The organism is Rhizobium sp. FKY42 (assembly GCF_005222835.1).
GTDB lineage: Bacteria > Pseudomonadota > Alphaproteobacteria > Rhizobiales > Rhizobiaceae > Neorhizobium.
The window spans coordinates 24,732-42,361 of the sequence record NZ_STGA01000021.1; the positions used below are offsets into that span (position 1 = coordinate 24,732).

General features: G+C 57.1%; 15 protein-coding genes. 13 read left to right on the forward strand and 2 right to left on the reverse strand.

The features are described from left to right. Window positions 1–214: 214 nt before the first annotated feature. Window positions 215–1,447, forward strand: coding sequence for an OmpP1/FadL family transporter (locus E8M78_RS07980; RefSeq protein ID WP_137134567.1), 1,233 nt, complete (start codon window positions 215–217; stop codon window positions 1,445–1,447). A 640-nt stretch (window positions 1,448–2,087) separates the two neighbouring features. Continuing rightward, window positions 2,088–2,855, forward strand: a complete 768-nt coding sequence (exoR, locus tag E8M78_RS07985; RefSeq protein WP_246658271.1) for an exopolysaccharide production regulator ExoR — start codon at window positions 2,088–2,090, stop codon at window positions 2,853–2,855. Between the two features lie 27 nt (window positions 2,856–2,882). Here the strand turns inward: exoR and xth are convergent, their stop codons facing one another. Both xth and erpA read right to left on the reverse strand, forming a co-directional pair. Beyond that, the gene (gene xth, locus E8M78_RS07990; RefSeq protein WP_137134569.1) at window positions 2,883–3,671 is read right to left on the reverse strand and encodes an exodeoxyribonuclease III; all 789 of its coding nucleotides are present in this window, start codon (window positions 3,669–3,671) and stop codon (window positions 2,883–2,885) included. Between the two features lie 72 nt (window positions 3,672–3,743). Beyond that, window positions 3,744–4,076 (reverse strand): iron-sulfur cluster insertion protein ErpA, encoded by a 333-nt coding sequence (gene erpA / locus E8M78_RS07995; RefSeq protein ID WP_137134570.1) that lies wholly within the window; start codon window positions 4,074–4,076, stop codon window positions 3,744–3,746. Between the two features lie 143 nt (window positions 4,077–4,219). Here erpA and E8M78_RS08000 point away from each other — a divergent pair, with 143 nt between their 5' ends. The 11 genes from E8M78_RS08000 to serS all read left to right on the forward strand — a co-directional run bounded on the left by E8M78_RS08000 (window position 4,220) and on the right by serS (window position 17,628). Beyond that, the gene (locus E8M78_RS08000; protein ID WP_137134571.1) at window positions 4,220–5,437 is read left to right on the forward strand and encodes a deoxyguanosinetriphosphate triphosphohydrolase; all 1,218 of its coding nucleotides are present in this window, start codon (window positions 4,220–4,222) and stop codon (window positions 5,435–5,437) included. 61 nt (window positions 5,438–5,498) lie between these two features. Next, window positions 5,499–7,256, forward strand: a complete 1,758-nt coding sequence (argS, locus tag E8M78_RS08005; RefSeq protein ID WP_137134572.1) for an arginine--tRNA ligase — start codon at window positions 5,499–5,501, stop codon at window positions 7,254–7,256. Window positions 7,257–7,323: 67 nt separating this feature from the next. Beyond that, window positions 7,324–10,236: an SPOR domain-containing protein gene (locus tag E8M78_RS08010; protein WP_137134573.1), complete on the forward strand. Its 2,913-nt coding sequence runs from the start codon at window positions 7,324–7,326 to the stop codon at window positions 10,234–10,236. 213 nt (window positions 10,237–10,449) lie between these two features. Further along, entirely contained in the window at window positions 10,450–11,466 is a 1,017-nt protein-coding gene (gene nagZ / locus E8M78_RS08015; RefSeq protein ID WP_137134574.1) for a beta-N-acetylhexosaminidase, read from the forward strand. A gap of 70 nt (window positions 11,467–11,536) precedes the next feature. Then, window positions 11,537–12,382 carry a ScpA family protein gene (locus tag E8M78_RS08020; RefSeq protein ID WP_170973364.1) on the forward strand — a complete coding sequence of 282 codons (846 nt, stop codon included), beginning with the start codon at window positions 11,537–11,539 and terminating at the stop codon, window positions 12,380–12,382. A gap of 7 nt (window positions 12,383–12,389) precedes the next feature. Beyond that, window positions 12,390–13,082, forward strand: a complete 693-nt coding sequence (scpB, locus tag E8M78_RS08025) for an SMC-Scp complex subunit ScpB (RefSeq protein WP_246658272.1) — start codon at window positions 12,390–12,392, stop codon at window positions 13,080–13,082. Between the two features lie 29 nt (window positions 13,083–13,111). Then, a complete protein-coding gene (locus tag E8M78_RS08030) occupies window positions 13,112–14,224 on the forward strand; it encodes an ABC transporter ATP-binding protein (protein ID WP_137134576.1) in 1,113 nt (370 codons plus the stop codon). A 41-nt stretch (window positions 14,225–14,265) separates the two neighbouring features. Continuing rightward, window positions 14,266–14,475: a twin-arginine translocase TatA/TatE family subunit gene (locus tag E8M78_RS08035; protein WP_062554642.1), complete on the forward strand. Its 210-nt coding sequence runs from the start codon at window positions 14,266–14,268 to the stop codon at window positions 14,473–14,475. A 42-nt stretch (window positions 14,476–14,517) separates the two neighbouring features. Next, window positions 14,518–15,420 (forward strand): Sec-independent protein translocase protein TatB, encoded by a 903-nt coding sequence (tatB, locus tag E8M78_RS08040; RefSeq protein ID WP_137134577.1) that lies wholly within the window; start codon window positions 14,518–14,520, stop codon window positions 15,418–15,420. After that, window positions 15,417–16,247: a twin-arginine translocase subunit TatC gene (tatC, locus tag E8M78_RS08045; RefSeq protein WP_137134578.1), complete on the forward strand. Its 831-nt coding sequence runs from the start codon at window positions 15,417–15,419 to the stop codon at window positions 16,245–16,247. Before tatB ends, tatC begins: the two co-directional genes overlap by 4 nt. 97 nt (window positions 16,248–16,344) lie before the next feature. Beyond that, a complete protein-coding gene (gene serS, locus E8M78_RS08050; protein ID WP_137134579.1) occupies window positions 16,345–17,628 on the forward strand; it encodes a serine--tRNA ligase in 1,284 nt (427 codons plus the stop codon). Window positions 17,629–17,630 lie beyond the last annotated feature (2 nt).

Consider the following 17,630-nt stretch of genomic DNA (forward strand, 5'->3'; position numbering starts at 1 on the left):
CAGCTCACAGTGAGAATAATCGACTACATTAATGGGGCTATCTGTTTATTAATTAGAAAAATAATGTGATGAATTAGTCATTTTTGACTGCCTCTTGCGAGCTTACGTAAATTTTTCTGCACATTCTTCACAATGGCGGGAATGTGTCGAAGTTGTGTTTTAAACTGTGACAATTAGGCTGTGCGATGGTCACTTACCTGGGAGTGGGAGAATTATGGTAAGAACTCATCTTACAAAGGGCCTTCTGGCTGCGGCGGCGGTCGGTGCTCTTAACACGAGTGCATTGGCAGGCGGCCTCGAGCGCGGCGGCTACAACATCGACCTGTTGTTCGATCGTTCATCGGTCGCCGTGGAGTCCTCGACAACCTATGTCGCCCCTCAGCGGAAATTGAAGAATGTTCAGGATATCGATCGTACGGATGGCTTGGGGTCGAACGGTCTGAACGGTGGAACAACGACTGCTGACGACTCGGAAGGCTATTGGGTTCCGCGCGTGGGCATCAAGGCGGCGATCGGCGATGCGGCGGACTGCATGTTCGACTATTCGCAGCCTTGGGGTGCGCACACCAAGCCCGGTCGTAACTGGCGCGGCGCCAATGAAAACACCGAAACAAAGATCAAGAGCGACAACTATGCCGTCACCTGCTCTTATCGTTTTGATGTTGGTCCAGGGCAGTTGCGCGTGATCGGCGGCGGCTTCCATCAGGAAGTGAGCGGCTTCAAGGAAAGGCTTGTGGCTCCGGCAGGGTTCACCGGTGTTGTTGGGAACGGTATCGGTCGTCTTGATCTGAAAGACAGCGCTTGGGGCTGGCGCGCTGGCGTTGCCTATGAGATTCCAGAATACGCTTTCCGCGCAAGCCTTGTGTATAACAGCGAAGTCAACCTCGACGATATTTCCGGCACGCTAAATCTGTCGCAGGTCAACGGTCGCGTGTTGAACGTTTATGGTGCGCAGAAGATGCCCGACAGCCTCGAGCTTAAGGTTCAGTCTGGTATCGCTCCAGACTGGCTGGCGTTCGGTTCGGTCAAGTGGGTCGATTGGAGCCAGCTGCAAACAATTCCGTTGTGCGTTGTTGGTACGCCGGTCTGTAATGGTGCGACTCAGGTCACGTCGCTTGATCTCGGTTACCGGGATGGCTGGACCATCAGTGGCGGTATCGGCCACAAGTTCAACGATCAGTGGAGCGGCGCTGTTAGCCTGACATGGGATCGTGGGACGAGCCAGGGCTTCGGCACGCAGACGGATACATGGTCTGTCGGTGCTGCCGTATCCTATTCTCCGACGCAGAATGTTGAGCTTCGTCTGGCAGGCCTTCTGGGCATTCTCACCTCGGGTACCTCCAGCAGCACCACCATTAACGGCGTGCGTTATGGTACGGACGCGACCTATTCCTTTGGCAATGACTTGGTTGCGGCTGTCTCAACCTCGGTCAAGGTCAAGTTCTGATATTCTGATAACGTCATCAAGAATGCGCGCCCCGGTTCCCGGCGAACTGGGGCGTTTTCATTTGCGGCTTAGGATTATGACTAACGTTAACGGAGGTTGCGGTCACAAATAACCTGCTAACGATGTTTCGAGTGTCCGATTTTGTGACGATTCAGCAACAGATTTTTACGACGTTCGATTGTACATTCTTGAGCATCAACTTCTGTCCATTTCCCGCCACAAACGAGGCGCAGCGAGATAGGCAGAAAGAAAGCGGACCTGCGGGGGCGGGGCGCGTATCGGAGTAACATGGGCGATTTCTCGAAGGAAAATCCAAGTTTTCCAGCGAAGCGGGCGTTGTGCTCGACTTCAAAAGGGAATGGAATTCGGAGTTCGGCGGAAGCCGCAGTCTTGCCGAAAACGCATGTTATGCTCTCGATCGCTGCCCGTCTGCAAGGCAGGCGAGCTGATCCGGTTCAAGTGTCTTTGATGAGTGCACCGGAGCAATTGTTCGGAGTAGGTGCATGATAATGGTGATCAGCCGCGGTTCTCTTCGTCATCGAGAAACATGTTCGTCGATTTTTGCCATGTCAGCTTCAATCATCAGCATAGTTAAGGAAGCGTAAACATGCTGATGTTTTCCAAGGTATCCTTTGGGCTGATGACGCTCGGGCTGGTTTTGGCGTTCGCGCCTGCCCGCACTGCTGTCGCTTTCGATATCAGTTCCGGTGTGACCAAAGAGTCAGGCCCGTTCGACCTCTTCAAGTTCGGTTTCAAGGCCTACAAGAACGGCCAGAAAAAGGATGCGGTCGAAGCCTATCGCTATGCTGCGGAAAAGGGGCATACCGGATCACGATGGGCGCTTGCCAATATGTATGCCTTCGGCGACGGCGTCGCGAAGAATGATTATGAGGCCTTCAAGATCTACAACGAGATCGCCAGCCAGGGCATCGAGCCCGGCTCGGAAGATACCGGCTTTTTTGTCAATGCATTGCTGGCTTTGGCTGACTACTATCGTCACGGTATTCCTGGGTCTCCGATCCGCACGGATCTGTCTCAGGCACGTCAGCTGTATTTCCAGGTTGCTTCGACTTTTGGCGTGGCAGAGGCGCAGTTCCAGCTCGCCCAGATGATGCTAACGGGTGAGGGCGGAGCTCGCAACGTTCTGCAGGCAAAGAAGTGGTTGAACCAAGCACGCAAAGGCGGGCATGCCGGCGCGATGTCTGTGTTCGGCAACCTCCTGTTCCAGGAAGGTCAGTCGGTGCGAGGTCTGGCTTACATGACTGCCGCGCTGGATCGTTGCAGCAAGAACGAGTGTTCCTGGATGCAGCGATTGCAGGAAGATGCATTTTCGCTGACAACCGAGCAGGACCGCCGTAGCGCCATCGTGCTAGCCCAACAGTTCGACGTGGAAGACGGCGGCGACTGAATCTCGCCTCCGACAGAATGTTCGGTATCAGGCGAAGTTGAATGTACCGACGACCGGCACGTGATCCGAAGGCTTTTCCCAAGCCCTGACCTGCTTCTCGATGGACGTGCTGACCAGTCTGTCGGCCGCTTCCGGTGACAGCAGCAAATGATCGATGCGGATGCCGTTATTCTTCTGCCAGGCACCGGCCTGATAATCCCAGAATGTATAAAGCTTGGTCTGGTCTGTCGTTGCTCTGACGGCGTCAACAAGCCCTAGATTTTCCAGCCGGCGAAACGAAGCACGCGTCGCAGGAAGGAATAGCGCGTCCGCAGCCCAGGCCGCGGGGTCATAGCAGTCGTGCGGCTCTGGAATCACGTTGTAGTCGCCAGCAAGAATCAGCGGCTCCTCCAGAAGCAGACGGTTTGCTGCATGGAGCCTCAATCGCTCCATCCACGCCAGCTTGTAAGGATATTTGACCGGATCATCGGCTGGGTTGCCATTGGGAAGATAGATGGAGGCGACCCGCACAACGCCGGAAGGTACAGAAAACACAGCCTCAATATAGCGAGACTGTTCATCGTTATCGTCGCCCGGCAGGCCGCGCGTCACATCTTCCGGCTTCAGCTTTGATAGGATGGCGACGCCGTTGAAGCCCTTTTGGCCGTGGGTTTCAACGTGATAGCCGAGCGATTCGATTTCCAGTCTTGGAAATCCTTCATCGACCGACTTTATCTCCTGCAGGCAAACGATATCAGGGGAGAAATCACTCAGCCACTGGCGCAGGTTGTCGATGCGGGCTTTGATCCCGTTTATGTTCCAGGTGGCGATCTTCATTATGACTTTCCCGATTGCCCTGCTGTTTTAACTCAAGGCGCAATCAATGAAAGTGGAAATCGACGATCGATCTCAGATCGAGAAGCTCGTTCCACAGCCGCAACTCGCCACGGCATTTGGATTTTTAATCTGGAACGACTGACCAAGCAGGTTATCGACAAAGTCGATTTCCGACCCCGTCATGTACACCAGCGAAAGACTGTCGATCAGCACCGTGGCGCCATCTTTCGAAATCACGAGATCATCTTCTTCCTGAGCGTCCACGACGTCGAATTTGTAGGAGAAGCCGGAACAGCCGCCCCCTTCGACGGAGACGCGCAATGCTTTCTTGCCAGCATCGGCAGATACAATCTCGGCAATACGCCGGGCGGCGGATTCGGAAACGGTTACTGGTGCATCTGTCATGGTCTATTCTTGCCTTCTGGCCGGGGTCAAGGCCCGGAGATCGCTGCAATCGCTTTGCGTTGCTTCGCTGTATAGGTATGAAGGGTTGAAGGGCGCGTCAATGGTGCTTCGCGTCTGCATGTTATGCGCAAAACGGATGGATCATGTCAGTCGATACACGTATTCTGGGTTTTGGCAGCGGCGAACGGGCTATTTTTTCTTCCGACCCGTGGCAGAGCCGGGGGCGCCTGGTACCAGAGAATTCCAGTCTGACGCGGTCGGAATTCCAGCGGGACCGTGACCGTATTGTCCATACCACTGCGTTTCGCCGCCTGAAGCACAAGACGCAGGTCTTTATCGGGGTGGATGGCGATCACTATAGAACCCGCCTCACACATACGATCGAGGTGGCACAGATCGCCCGCGCACTCGCCAGAGCCTTGAAGATCGACGAGGATCTGGCTGAGGGCGTGGCGTTGGTTCATGATTTCGGTCATACGCCTTTTGGACACACTGGCGAGGACGCTCTGCATGAGGTTCTGCTGCCCTACGGCGGCTTTGATCACAATGCCCAATCGCTGCGCATCGTCACAAAGCTAGAACGGCGATACGCTGAGTTCGATGGCATCAACCTGACGTGGGAAAGCCTGGAAGGTCTGGTCAAACACAATGGTCCCCTGATGGATCATTCAGCGACCGGGACACGCGGTCCCGTTCCACAACCCATTCTCGACTATTGCGAGATCAATGATCTCGAACTTGCAAGTTTCGCCAGTCTCGAAGCGCAGGTTGCGGCCATTGCCGACGACATTGCCTATAACACGCACGATATCGATGACGGACTGCGATCCGGCTATCTGACCTTCGACATGCTGGAAGATGTGCCCTTCCTTGCGGCAATGATGCGGGAGGTGAGGACGAAGTATCCGAATCTGGAGCCTGCCCGCTTTGCGAACGAGATCATGCGCCGACAGATCACACATATGGTCGAAGACGTGATCGGTGTGGCGCAGCGACGCCTTGAGGATCTGAAACCGGAAAGTGTGCTCGACATCCGTGCCGCGGATCATGCCATCGCGACCTTCTCGGATGAAATGGCGGAAACGGACAAGTCGATCAAGAAGCTGTTGTTCTCGCGCATATACCGACATCCTGAAATCATGCGGATTCGGGCTGGGGCGGCGCAGATCGTAACGGATCTGTTCGGAGCCTATATGCAGGACCCGTCAGAGATGCAGAGCCACTATTGGGTCAGTCACATAGCCGGGCTCAGCGAAGCGGCACGCGCACGCCATGTAGGCGACTATCTGGCAGGGATGACCGACACTTATGCTGTGAAGGCCCATATGCGCCTGTTTGACCGCACCCCTGATTTGCGTTAGGCACCCCACCGAAACCAATTGATTGGCGGCCTTTCCGCCCTTTTTGCTGGGATGCAGCACCATGAACCTGTTCGCCGATTTCGAAGTTCGGATCAAAGAGGCACTTGAATCCATCGATCTCATTCGTGAAAAGCGCGAAAGTGTCGATTTCAATCGTCTGACTGTCGAGCCGCCTCGCGATCCAAGCCATGGCGATGTTGCGACGAATGCGGCGATGGTGCTTGCAAAGCCGCTGGGTACGAATCCTCGCGCGCTGGCAGATATTATTGCGGAGCGCCTTAAGAAGGATGCAGATGTCGTAGACGTAACGGTTGCCGGGCCGGGCTTCATCAATATTCGCTTGTCTTCCGCCTACTGGCAGCGACTGCTCGCCAGCATCATCCGTGATGGCGAAGGCTATGGGCGCTCCGCGGTCGGCGCAGGGCGCAAGGTCAATGTCGAATTCGTTTCGGCAAATCCTACCGGACCGATGCATGTAGGACATTGCCGCGGCGCTGTCGTAGGTGATGCTCTCGCCAACCTCATGGCATTTGCGGGCTACGAGGTTATCAAGGAATACTACATCAATGATGCCGGCTCCCAGATCGATGTGCTGGCAAGATCGGTCTTCCTTCGTTATCGGGAAGCGCTGGGGGAAACGGTAGGTGAAATCCCCCCAGGTCTCTACCCCGGAGATTATCTCGTTCCCGTCGGCCAGGCACTCGCCAAGGAATTTGGTACTAAGCTGCATAACATGCCGCAGGACGAGTGGATGCCGATCGTCAAGGATCGCGCCATCGACGCTATGATGGCGATGATCCGGGAGGATCTGGATGCTCTCAACGTCCATCATGACATCTTCTATTCGGAACGCGGTCTGCATGCCGATGGCGCGGCGCGTATCCGTCAGGCAATCAACGATCTGACATTCAAAGGGCATGTCTATCGCGGGACGCTTCCGCCGCCGAAGGGCCAGTTGCCGGAAGATTGGGAAGACCGCGAGCAGACGCTGTTCCGCTCGACGGATGTCGGTGACGACATCGATCGTCCGCTGATCAAGTCCGACGGCAGCTATACCTATTTCGCGGCGGACGTGGCCTACTTCAAGGACAAGTTCGACCGCGGCTACAACGAGATGATCTATGTTCTCGGTGCCGATCACGGTGGCTATGTAAAGCGTCTCGAAGCGCTTGCCCGGGCCGTGTCCGGTGGCTCTGCGAAGCTGACGGTTCTGCTGTGCCAGCTCGTGAAGCTGTTCCGCGATGGCGAGCCGGTGAAGATGTCCAAACGTTCGGGAGACTTCGTAACGCTGCGTGAAGTGGTGGATGAAGTCGGTCGCGATCCGGTTCGCTTCATGATGCTGTACCGGAAGAACTCTGAGCCGCTGGATTTCGATTTCGCCAAGGTGACCGAACAGTCCAAGGACAATCCAGTCTTCTACGTCCAGTATGCCCACGCTCGCTGCATGTCGGTTTTCCGCCAGGCAAGAGAAGCTTTTCCGGACCTCGATACCGAATCACTTGACCTTGCGGCAACAGTTTCAGGTGTATCAGACCCGGCCGAAATGCAGCTGATTGCCAAATTGGCGGAGTTTCCGCGCATAATCGAGGCCGCGGCACTGGCTCAGGAGCCTCACCGGCTTGCTTTTTACCTCTATGATCTGGCAAGTTCCTTCCATGCGCACTGGAATAAGGGCAAAGATAACCCTGACTTACGGTTTGTTAAGGATAACGACCGAGAATCCAGTATCGCCAGACTTGGGTTGGTGCGCGCCGTCGCGTCCGTATTGAAGTCCGGGCTTGCCATTACTGGCACTGCAGCACCGGATGAAATGCGATAGTCACGCCACCATTTACCCATATTGCGCTGGCATGAGCAGTGGTTAGCGTAGGTAAGTGGACAAGGGTATGGCAAACAATAACGTGGCCTATGGCCGTAATGGCGCGCCTGACGTATTTGCGGATGATGATCCGCTTGCGGAACTGGCGCGCATTGCGGGCTATGATGAGCGGTCCCCCTTGCGGCCTGTGGCAGAACAGCCACCGCGTCGAGAGCCAGCATTCAATCTCGAGGACGAATTACTTCGCGAGCTTGAGGATTACCAGGATACTCGTACGTCGGTTTCTGCGGAGCCAGTTCTGTCCCGCCCGGCAGGGGCGCCCGTCGCTCGTTCCGAACCATCCATGACGCCATCCGCTGGCCCGGTTTCGGCGCGCGTGAGTGAACCGGTGGCTGACCCGTTCAATGACGAGGAATTTGATGCGCTCGATCGCCGCGATCCCATGTCTCGGGCTCATGGGGTTGATCAAATCGGAGCGGCGCCAAGGTTTTCCGAGGCTTCGCCCTTGCGTGCGTTCGAGTCAGAGACTGTGTTGCGTCCGGTCGCTGATGTGGCCCCTGCTGTCGCTGCGCCTGTGGATGCGGCCGGTCTCGATAACGATTTGATTTCCGAGCTTGAGACATCACTGATGCCGGTCGAGGCGCGTCCGACCAAAGCGACGCGGCCTCCGGCTCGGGCTTACGAGCCCGGCTTCCGGATGCCTCTGGCAAACTTCAACCCAGCCTCGGTGCCCCGGCATGAGCCGCGTCTGGCGGAACCGGCACCGGCAAGTGCTTCGCCCAATCCAACGCATGGATCTGTTGCCGCCTCTGCTTCACCACAGGTCGACAGTTCGGTGTGGGAAGAAGAGCTGGCGCGTGTGGCTGCCTTCGCGATGGCGGCGCAGCAGCCTTCACGTCAGGCAGTAGCGGCGGAACTGCCGCAGGTTGAGGCTTTCCGCAACGAGGATCGTGCGGCCCAGGCGCGTCTGTCCGCCGAACTGCCTCCCGTAACCTCTATAGCGCCGCTCCCGGATTTTGCGGTCGTCGACGAACGTTTTGCCGACCAAGGCCGTTTGGGTAAACAGGAAAAAGAGCCTGCGTTCGGTTCCAATCTGGATGATGACTTTGAACTGGCTCTCGATGAGATTGAGTTCGATCTTTCGGATCTGATGGATGAGCCGGATACTGCCGCAGCTCCAGCACGGCCGGTCCCGCCAATCCCTGCGGTTCAGCCGCGTGCTGAAGCGGCTGGCGCAATTCAGAATCCAGCGCCGAAACCCGAAGCGGAAGCGCCGTTCGCTGCTGCATTCGAACCGCGTCAGGAATTCCGTCCAACGCCGTCCAGCGTCGCTGCGGTTCCAGCCTTCCTGGCAAACTCACGCGCTGCAGCCGCCATGGGTGTAGGTGCACCGATTCAGAGTCCGCCGGTCTCGGCTCATGCAGTGAAGCCAGACGCTCCCGTCCGTTCTGTTCCCCAGGCGGTTATCGATGAAACGGCTGGTGATGGTGAGGCTTTCGATCCCGCGCTGCTGGCCGATACGGATGAAATGCCGGAGACGGTTCCGGACCTCAATGTACCCGAGCTTCCGGTCCATGAGCCGGAACAGCAGCCGGTTCAGCACTCGGAATTCGACATCGATCTGGATGCGGAGCTTGCTTCCTTCCTGACGCAGGCAAATGCTGGACCGCAGCCGGTCTCTGTTGCTGCGCAACGTGCGCGCAGCGCGACCTCCAGCATTTCGGTTGTACCCTCTCCTGACACGAAATCCGCGGCACGCCCTTCCGATGGTCTCGACGATTTTGAGCGTGCTTTGGAGGAAGATTTTCGTCGCAGTCTCCAGACACCTTTCCCGGCGCGGGCTGCGCGGCAGGAGGAGATGGATGACGATGCCATCTATCTGGCACCCCGCAAGCGGCTGAACTGGATGCTGCCAGCGTCAGCGGCAGGCTTCGTTGCTATCCTTGGTTTGTCCGGCTACGCGTTTTACGCAAGCCACGATTCGAAGTTGACAGGTGACGGCGGGCCGGTGGTCATTGCTGCCGATACGCAACCGGTCAAGGTTGCGCCTGAAAGTCCGGGTGGCAAGGTTGTTCCGAACCAGGACAAGGCAGTTTATGATCGCGTAGCGACCGGTACGTTGGATGCGCCGAAGCAGCCTTCGCTGATTTCTTCTGACGAGCAGCCGGTTGATGTGGTCCAGAAGACCTTGGAGACCTTGCCTATGGAAACCGAGGGCGAGGGCATTGAGTCCGTTTCGACGCCCGTCGGTGAAACAGAGGATGCGCGTTTGCTGCCACAGCAGGTGGCGGCCGCCACAGCCGGTCAGGATCAGCTGGCGGTTATGCCGCGCAAGGTCAAGACGATGGTTGTTCGCCCAGACGGGACCTTGGTAGAGCAAATCAAGGAAGTTCCTGCCAAAGCCGGGCAGGTTCCGGTGACGGCCGTCAAGACCGAGAAGGTTCCGGCGGCGCCAGCACTGGCTGAGCCGACAAAGACGGCGGCGACGTCTGCAAGCCAGGCTGTCGCTGCGCCGGTGTCAGCAGCCGCTTCCACACCTGCAAGTCCGGCTCCTACGACGACCTCGTCGACCCAGACGAACAAGACGCAGGCGCCTGTCCCGGCTGCACGTCCTGCCGAGCAGCCGGTGAAGGTTGTCGCAGCTGTCAGCGATCAGGGTGCAATCCGTGCCGCTGCTTCTCCTGCAGCCACGGCTGCTGCTGCCGCTCCACCGGCGGCCCAGACAGGCGGCACGGGTGGGTACTTCCTTCAGGTCGCTTCGCTTCCTTCCGAAGCGGATGCCCAGAAGTCCTACAAGAACCTTTCTGCCAAGTTCGGCAATATCATTGCGGGCCGCGGTGTCGATATCGCCAAGGCTGAAATCGCTGGGAAAGGCACTTTCTATCGTGTTCGGATCCCGGCGGGCAGCTCTAAGGACGATGCCGCCGCTCTGTGCGAAAAGCTCCGTGCTGCCGGTGGTAGCTGCCTGATTGCACGCTGATTACCCTCATTTCTCACAGTTTGAACGGGGCGGAAACGCCCCGTTTTCCGTCGGGGCCATCGCCCGCTACAGCATGGTCCACGCAAAAGTGTACCGCGGTTTTGCGATAACGACATGCGACAAAACAAAGAGTTAAAGCGTCAGGAGCGAATCTGAAAGATTGCGGCACGCTTTAATGTACGACATCCAGAACGGCCTCGGAGAGGAAAAAAGATGAGCAACTGCAAGGCAATGATCCTGGGATGTGCTGGAACGGAATTGTCCGCCGAAGAAATCGCCCTTTATCGCGATCAGCAACCTTGGGGTTTCATCCTGTTTGCTCGCAATCTCAAGGACCAGGCCCAGATCCGCAATCTTGTTCAGTCATTGCGGGATGCGGTTGGACGTCAGGATGCGCCGGTGCTGATCGATCAGGAAGGCGGGCGCGTTCAGCGTATCCGTGCGCCCATGGCCGAAAACTATCCGTCGGGTTCGGTGCTCGGTGCGCTTTATGAGCAAGATGAGGCGCGGGGATTGCGCGCTGCATGGCTGATGTCGCGTCTCCATGCATTCGATCTGACCAAGCTTGGCATCAACATCAACTGTCTGCCCGTTCTCGATGTTGTTGTGCCCGGAGGGACACCCGCCATTGGTAACCGTTCTTACGGAGAAAACACGGCAACTGTCGCAGCCGTTGGTAAAGCCGCAGCGGACGGTCTGAAGGCTGGCGGCATGTTGCCGGTGATGAAGCACATGCCAGGCCATGGCCGTGCGATGGTCGACTCCCATCACGACCTGCCGGTGGTATCGGCATCAATCGATGAACTCGATGCGCACGATTTTCTGCCGTTCCGGCAGATGAAAGATGAGCTCATGGGGATGAGTGCTCACATTGTCTTCACGGCGATCGACCCCGAAAACCCCGCAACGACATCGCGCAAGGTCATTGATGAAGTCATTCGTGGCCGTATTGGCTTCGATGGTCTTCTTCTATCGGACGATAGTTCGATGAACGCGCTGAAAGGCACACTGGGCGAGCGTGCTGCCAACATTATTTCCGGCGGCTGTGATATTGTCCTTCATTGCAACGGCGTCATGGAGGAAATGACGCAGGTTGTGCGCGAAGTTCCTCTTCTGTCCGGCAAGAGTCTAAAGAGGGCTGAAGCTGCACTGGCAGGCTTTACCCCGGCTGACACATCCCGCGAGGCGGATTTGCGTGCCGAGTTCTGGTCGCTTATACCAGCAGCGTAAACCGTTCCGCTTTTTCTGCTAGCATCGCTCAGCGGGAGGAGGGGCTTCTCCCACAGGCGCGAGTATAGCGATGGCCGTCGATAAGCAGACCTCCATTCCGATGGACAAGCTTTGGCAGGATAGTGAGGCGCGAGGCGTCAGCGAGGCGGCGCTTGTGATCGACGTGGGTGGCTTCGAGGGGCCGCTCGACCTTCTGCTGCACCTGGCGCGCAATCAGAAGGTCGATCTTGCGCGCATTTCCGTCCTTGCACTTGCGGAGCAATATCTGGAATTCGTCGAGAGTGCTCGTCGTGTTCGTATCGAGCTTGCCGCGGACTATCTGGTGATGGCTGCCTGGCTCGCCTATCTCAAATCGAAACTGTTGATTCCCCAGCAGTCGAGGCAGGAAGATGGTCCTTCAGGCGAAGAGATGGCAGCGGTGCTCGCATTTCGTCTCAAGCGTCTGGAGGCTATGCGCGAAGCTGCAAGTCACCTTGTCAACCGGAACCGGCTGGGCAGAGATGTTTTTGCTCGCGGAGCGCCAGAGCATCTGCCGGATAGGGCAGGCAAGACGTTCGAAGCCGAACTCTACGATCTCCTTCACGCCTATGCCAACTTGCGACAACGCCAGGCAATCACGCAAGTAACAATCGAACGTCGCAAAGTCTGGTCGCTGGTGGAGGCGAGGGAACTGCTCACCTCAATGCTGGGTGAAATCGGTGACTGGACTTCGCTTCAGGCTCATCTAGTCGAGTTCCTTCCTCCGAGCGATCGCGTGACTGCGACCGCAAGTGCATTCGCCGCATCGCTTGAACTGGTGCGTGAGGGAAAGCTGGAGATGAGGCAGGAGTCGGTATTCGGCAGTCTGTATCTGAGAAGTCCGCTGAACTCACGTCTGCAGGCCCAAATGAGGGAGAAGCCTGATGTCGATAACTGACGTCGAGATGGCGGGTAACACGCACGATAACCCGGAGGAAATTTCGCGCCTTGAGTTGGAAGCGGAACGTACAGCTGAAGCTTTGATTTTCGCGTCAGCTGAGCCCGTTTCGGAAGCATACCTGCTCGAACGACTTCCCGGTACTGTCGATTTGCGCAGGGTGATGGCGAGATTGGTCCGTCTTTACGCTAGCAGGGGCGTCAACCTCATTCGCGTCGAAGACCGTTGGGCATTTCGTACTGCTGCGGATTTGTCTTTCGTGATTCGCCGGGATGATACGGAATCGCGCAAACTCTCTCGCGCAGCGCTGGAGGTTTTGGCGATCATTGCCTATCATCAGCCGGTCACTCGCGCTGAGATCGAGGAGATCCGTGGCGTGCAAACATCTCGCGGAACCCTGGATGTTCTGATGGAAGCAGGATGGGTGCGCTTTCGTGGTCGCCGCAGAACGCCCGGCCGTCCTGTCACCCTGGGCACCACACCACGTTTCCTAGATCACTTTGGACTGGAAGAAATCCGAGACCTGCCGGGTATCGAGGAATTGAAAGGCGCGGGGCTCTTGCAAGGAAGAATTCCGCCTGATTTTCGTGTACCGCTGCCATCGTCTGCTGATGAGTTGGCCGAGGACGAGGACCCGATCACCCAGCTCGATCTGGAGGAACTCGGTCTCTTGACGCCCGGTGGCACAGCGGACGATTAGCGATTGCGAGAGCTGAGGTCACGGAAGGCATGCCGTTGAATACAGATGTAAAGCAACGAGGTGGCGGGGCTTCTCTGCGCCGGACTGCCGGGGTCACGTTTGCCGCAAGCCTGACCTTCGAAGATATCCACCACCACTATAACGGCAAGGAAACGATTCGCGGTATAAGCCTCGAGGCGCGCCCGGGCGAAGTGCTGTGCCTGTTGGGGCCATCGGGGTCTGGCAAGACGACGCTGCTGCGGATCGCGGCTGGTATCGAGACGCAGACGCGCGGGCGTGTGTGTATCGACGGTCGCGAAATGGCAGGTCCTCAGTGCTTTGTTCCGCCAGAAAAGCGCGGCGTTGGCCTGATGTTTCAGGACTATGCACTCTTCCCGCACCTTTCAGTGCTCGACAATGTCAAGTTCGGGTTGACCGCGCTTCCTTCGTCGGAGGCCTCAGCCGAGGCGATGGTGGCGCTTGAGCGGGTGGGTCTTGCGCACTATGCGCAAAAGTTTCCTCACGCGCTCTCTGGCGGCGAGCAGCAACGGGTCGCGTTGGCCCGGGCGCTGGCTCCGCGTCCTGGCGTTTTATTGATGGATGAACCTTTCAGCGGGCTTGATTCGCGGCTGAAGGATTCGATTCGGGCTGATACGCTTGATGTGTTGCGACAAAGCCGCGCAACAGCCATCGTCGTGACACACGATGCGGAGGAAGCCATGAGAATGGCAGACCGCATTGCTCTGCTCAGTAACGGTCGACTGGTCCAGCTCGGCCGGTCGCAGGATCTATACAGGAAACCACGATCGCTGTTTGCGGCCGGTTTCTTCTCCGAGATCAATGTTCTGACGGGAAGAGTTACATCTGGTCGCGTGCAAACTCCGCTCGGAACAAGCGATTCCGGTCCAGTTACCGATGGTCAGGAGGTGGAGATCGCGGTGAGGATATCGTCAGTTTTCGTGCGCGCCGATGGACCCGGTGTGCCCGCCCGCATCATCACACGCCGCTTTCTCGGAGTGGTCGAACTGTTGACGCTGGCCGTGGAGGGACTTGATGAGCCGCTTCGCGCACGTATCCGTGCCGATCAACTTTCGGAAGGTCTGACTGACGTGGTTGTGAACGTTGCGCCAGAGGACATTTTGGTGTTTGAAAAATATTCCTAAACATCTTACATCGTTTAGACGCGCAATTACGGGAGTGAGTTATGGGTTCTTTTAGTGTGTGGCACTGGCTGATCGTTCTGGTCATCGTGCTGATCTTCTTCGGGCGCGGCAAGATTCCGGAATTGATGGGCGACGTCGCCAAGGGCATCAAAAGCTTCAAGCAGGGCATGTCCGAAGACGAGAACAAGGACGCGACGCCGACTGCGACGCCTGCCAAGACTGTCGATCACCAGCGCGAAGAAACAAAGTAAGTCGCCGGAACGCATATGCGTTCCGTGGCGGGAGTATAGCCCATGCTGGACATCGGCTGGACAGAGCTGCTGGTCATTGCAGTTGTCTTGATCGTCGTGGTTGGCCCCAAGGATCTGCCGCCTATGCTTCGCGCATTTGGCAAGATGACATCCAACTTGCGAAAGATGGCCGGAGATTTTCGCACTCAGTTCGATGAAGCCTTGCGAGAGGCGGATATGGATGGTGTGCGGCAGACAATTGATGATGCCAAGCGGTTTCATCCCGCAAACGCAATACGCGAGGCGATCAATCCTCTGCGTGAAATGGGAAACGAGATCCGCAATGATCTGCAGAAAGCGACCGAGCTTTCCGGGGCGAATACTTCCGACGCTGGCACGGATACCGTCACGACGACGTCCGTCGATGATCTGATTCCGCCGCCTGCGTTTTCCCTGCCGGACACCCCGCCTCTCACACCGCCGACCGTTCCTGCTACGTCTGCTCAGGTATCTTCTTCCGTCGTTACGTCACAGCCGTCAACGGTGGTCGGTGCTGCTGCAGCACCTTCAGCCCCGCCTGCGGCGTCTGCCTCTGGCGCAAGCAATTCACCTGTGGTCTCTGGAGCAGGGCTGACAAAAACACAGCCTGAAACCCCGTCTGCTTCTCCGGTGCCTGCGCTGGAGGCTGCCAAGCCCCCAAGGTCTCGGAAATCAACAACACCGAAGCTGGTCGCACCAGCCGTGCCTGCTGTCGTTTCTGGAAACGGGGCGGATGAGGTGGCAGTCAAACGAACACGCACAAGAAAACCTGCTGCGAATGTGAGTGAGGTTGCCTCCGGAAACCCGGTTCCGACAAGAAAAGGCGATTCGAAGAGAACTGTGACTGTCGATGTTGCGTCCGACGTCAAAACAGTTGCGCCTAGTGCACGCAAGAAGAAGACGTCTGCATCCAAGGATCAAGCATGAACGGCGATTACAACGATAAGCCTCAGCCGTTGATCGAGCATCTGATGGAATTACGCACGCGGCTCATCTGGTCGCTCGCTGCCTTTTTCGCGGCGTTTCTGGTCTGCTTCTTCTTCGCCAAGCAACTCTTCAACCTGCTGGTCGTACCCTATAAGTGGGCCGTCCTGTGGGCTGGCCTCGATCTTGCAAAATCAGAGCTGATTTATACGGCGCCGCAAGAATTTTTCTTCACGCAGGTGAAGGTAGCGATGTTTGGCGCGCTGGTGATTGCGTTTCCGATCATCGCGTCACAGCTCTACAAGTTTGTTGCGCCCGGGCTTTACAAGAATGAGCGGGCGGCCTTCCTGCCGTTTCTCGTCGCTTCCCCACTTCTGTTTCTGCTTGGCGGTGCACTCGTCTATTTCTTCTTTACACCAATGGTCATGTGGTTCTTCCTGGCCATGCAGCAGGCGCCGGGCGAGGGGGATGTCGCAATCTCGCTGATGCCGAAAGTCTCGGAATATCTTTCGCTGATCATGACGCTGGTTATGTCATTCGGACTAGTCTTCCAGCTACCGGTTGTGACGACACTGCTGGCGCGGGTCGGTTTGTTGACAAGCGATTGGCTTCGCGAGAAGCGCAAGTTCGCAATTGTCATCGCGTTTGTCGTCGCGGCAGTTCTAACACCCCCGGATCCGCTGTCTCAGATCGGCCTTGCACTGCCGACGATCCTTCTCTACGAGATTTCCATCTATGCTGCTCGACTCGTCGAGAGGAAGCGGAAGGAGGAAACAGCCTTGGCTGATACCGAATCTGCTTCATCTGTCACGACGTCCGAGAAGGCTTGAGGATCAGTTCCGGCATCGCAGCATTTCCGGCCGGATTGGAAACAACGAGGCCGGGGCGGACGTCGCGGCCATAACCCGCAGATGATCTGGAACGACCATGCTCGATATCAAGTGGATACGCGATAACCCGGCAGCCCTCGATGAGGCACTTCAAAAGCGGAGTGCCGAGCCGCAGGCGCAGGCAATTCTGGCGCTTGACGAGACGCGCCGATCCGCGATCCAGAAACTGCAGGATATGCAGTCGCGTCGCAATGCCGCCTCCAAGGAAATCGGCGCGGCGATGGCGCAGAAAAATACCGAGCTCGCCGAGCAATTGAAGCAGGAAGTGGCCTCGCTCAAGGAAACGATGCCGCTTATCGAGCAGGAAGAGCGTGCAGCTGTTGCTGCGCTGGAAGACGTGCTCTCGCGCATCCCGAACATTCCACTGGACGATGTGCCCGTCGGCAAGGATGAGTCCGATAACGTGGTGACGCGGGTCGTCGGCCAGAAGCCGGGCTGGAACCATCCTGCCTTGGAGCATTTCGAAATCGGCGAAGCTTTAGGCTACATGGATTTCGATCGAGCAGCCAAGCTGTCCGGCTCCCGCTTCACGGTCTTGACCAGCCAACTGGCCCGTCTCGAACGCGCACTTGGCCAGTTCATGCTGGATCTGCATACGCGCGAACACGGATATACCGAGGTTTCTTCCCCGCTAATGGTGCGGGATGAAGCAATGTATGGCACTGGCCAATTGCCGAAATTCTCGGAGGATCTGTTCCGCACGACCGACGGGCGTTGGCTTATTCCTACGGCTGAGGTAACGCTCACCAACCTTGTGTCCGCCGAGATTCTTGATCAGGAAAAGCTTCCACTTCGGTTCACGGCATTGACACCATCGTTCCGTTCTGAAGCTGGTTCCGCTGGTCGTGATACGCGCGGCATGCTGCGCCAGCACCAGTTCTGGAAGTGTGAACTTGTTTCTATCACAGATGCGGAAAGCTCGATCGCCGAACACGAGCGAATGACTGCTTGTGCGGAAGAGGTGCTGAAGCGTCTCGGCCTTCATTTCCGGACGATTACGCTTTGCACGGGTGACATGGGCTTTGGCGCGCGCAAGACCTATGATCTGGAAGTCTGGTTGCCGGGCCAGGACACATATCGTGAAATCTCGTCCTGCTCGGTCTGCGGTGATTTCCAGGCTCGTCGCATGAATGCGCGTTATCGCAGCAAGGACGACAAGAACCCCAGATTTGTACATACGCTGAACGGCTCTGGCACGGCGGTTGGTCGCTGCCTCATCGCTGTTCTTGAGAACTATCTGAATGAAGATGGTTCCGTCACAGTTCCGGACGTTCTTCTGCCCTACATGGGTGGATTGACCCGCATCGAAAAAGGCGCCTGATC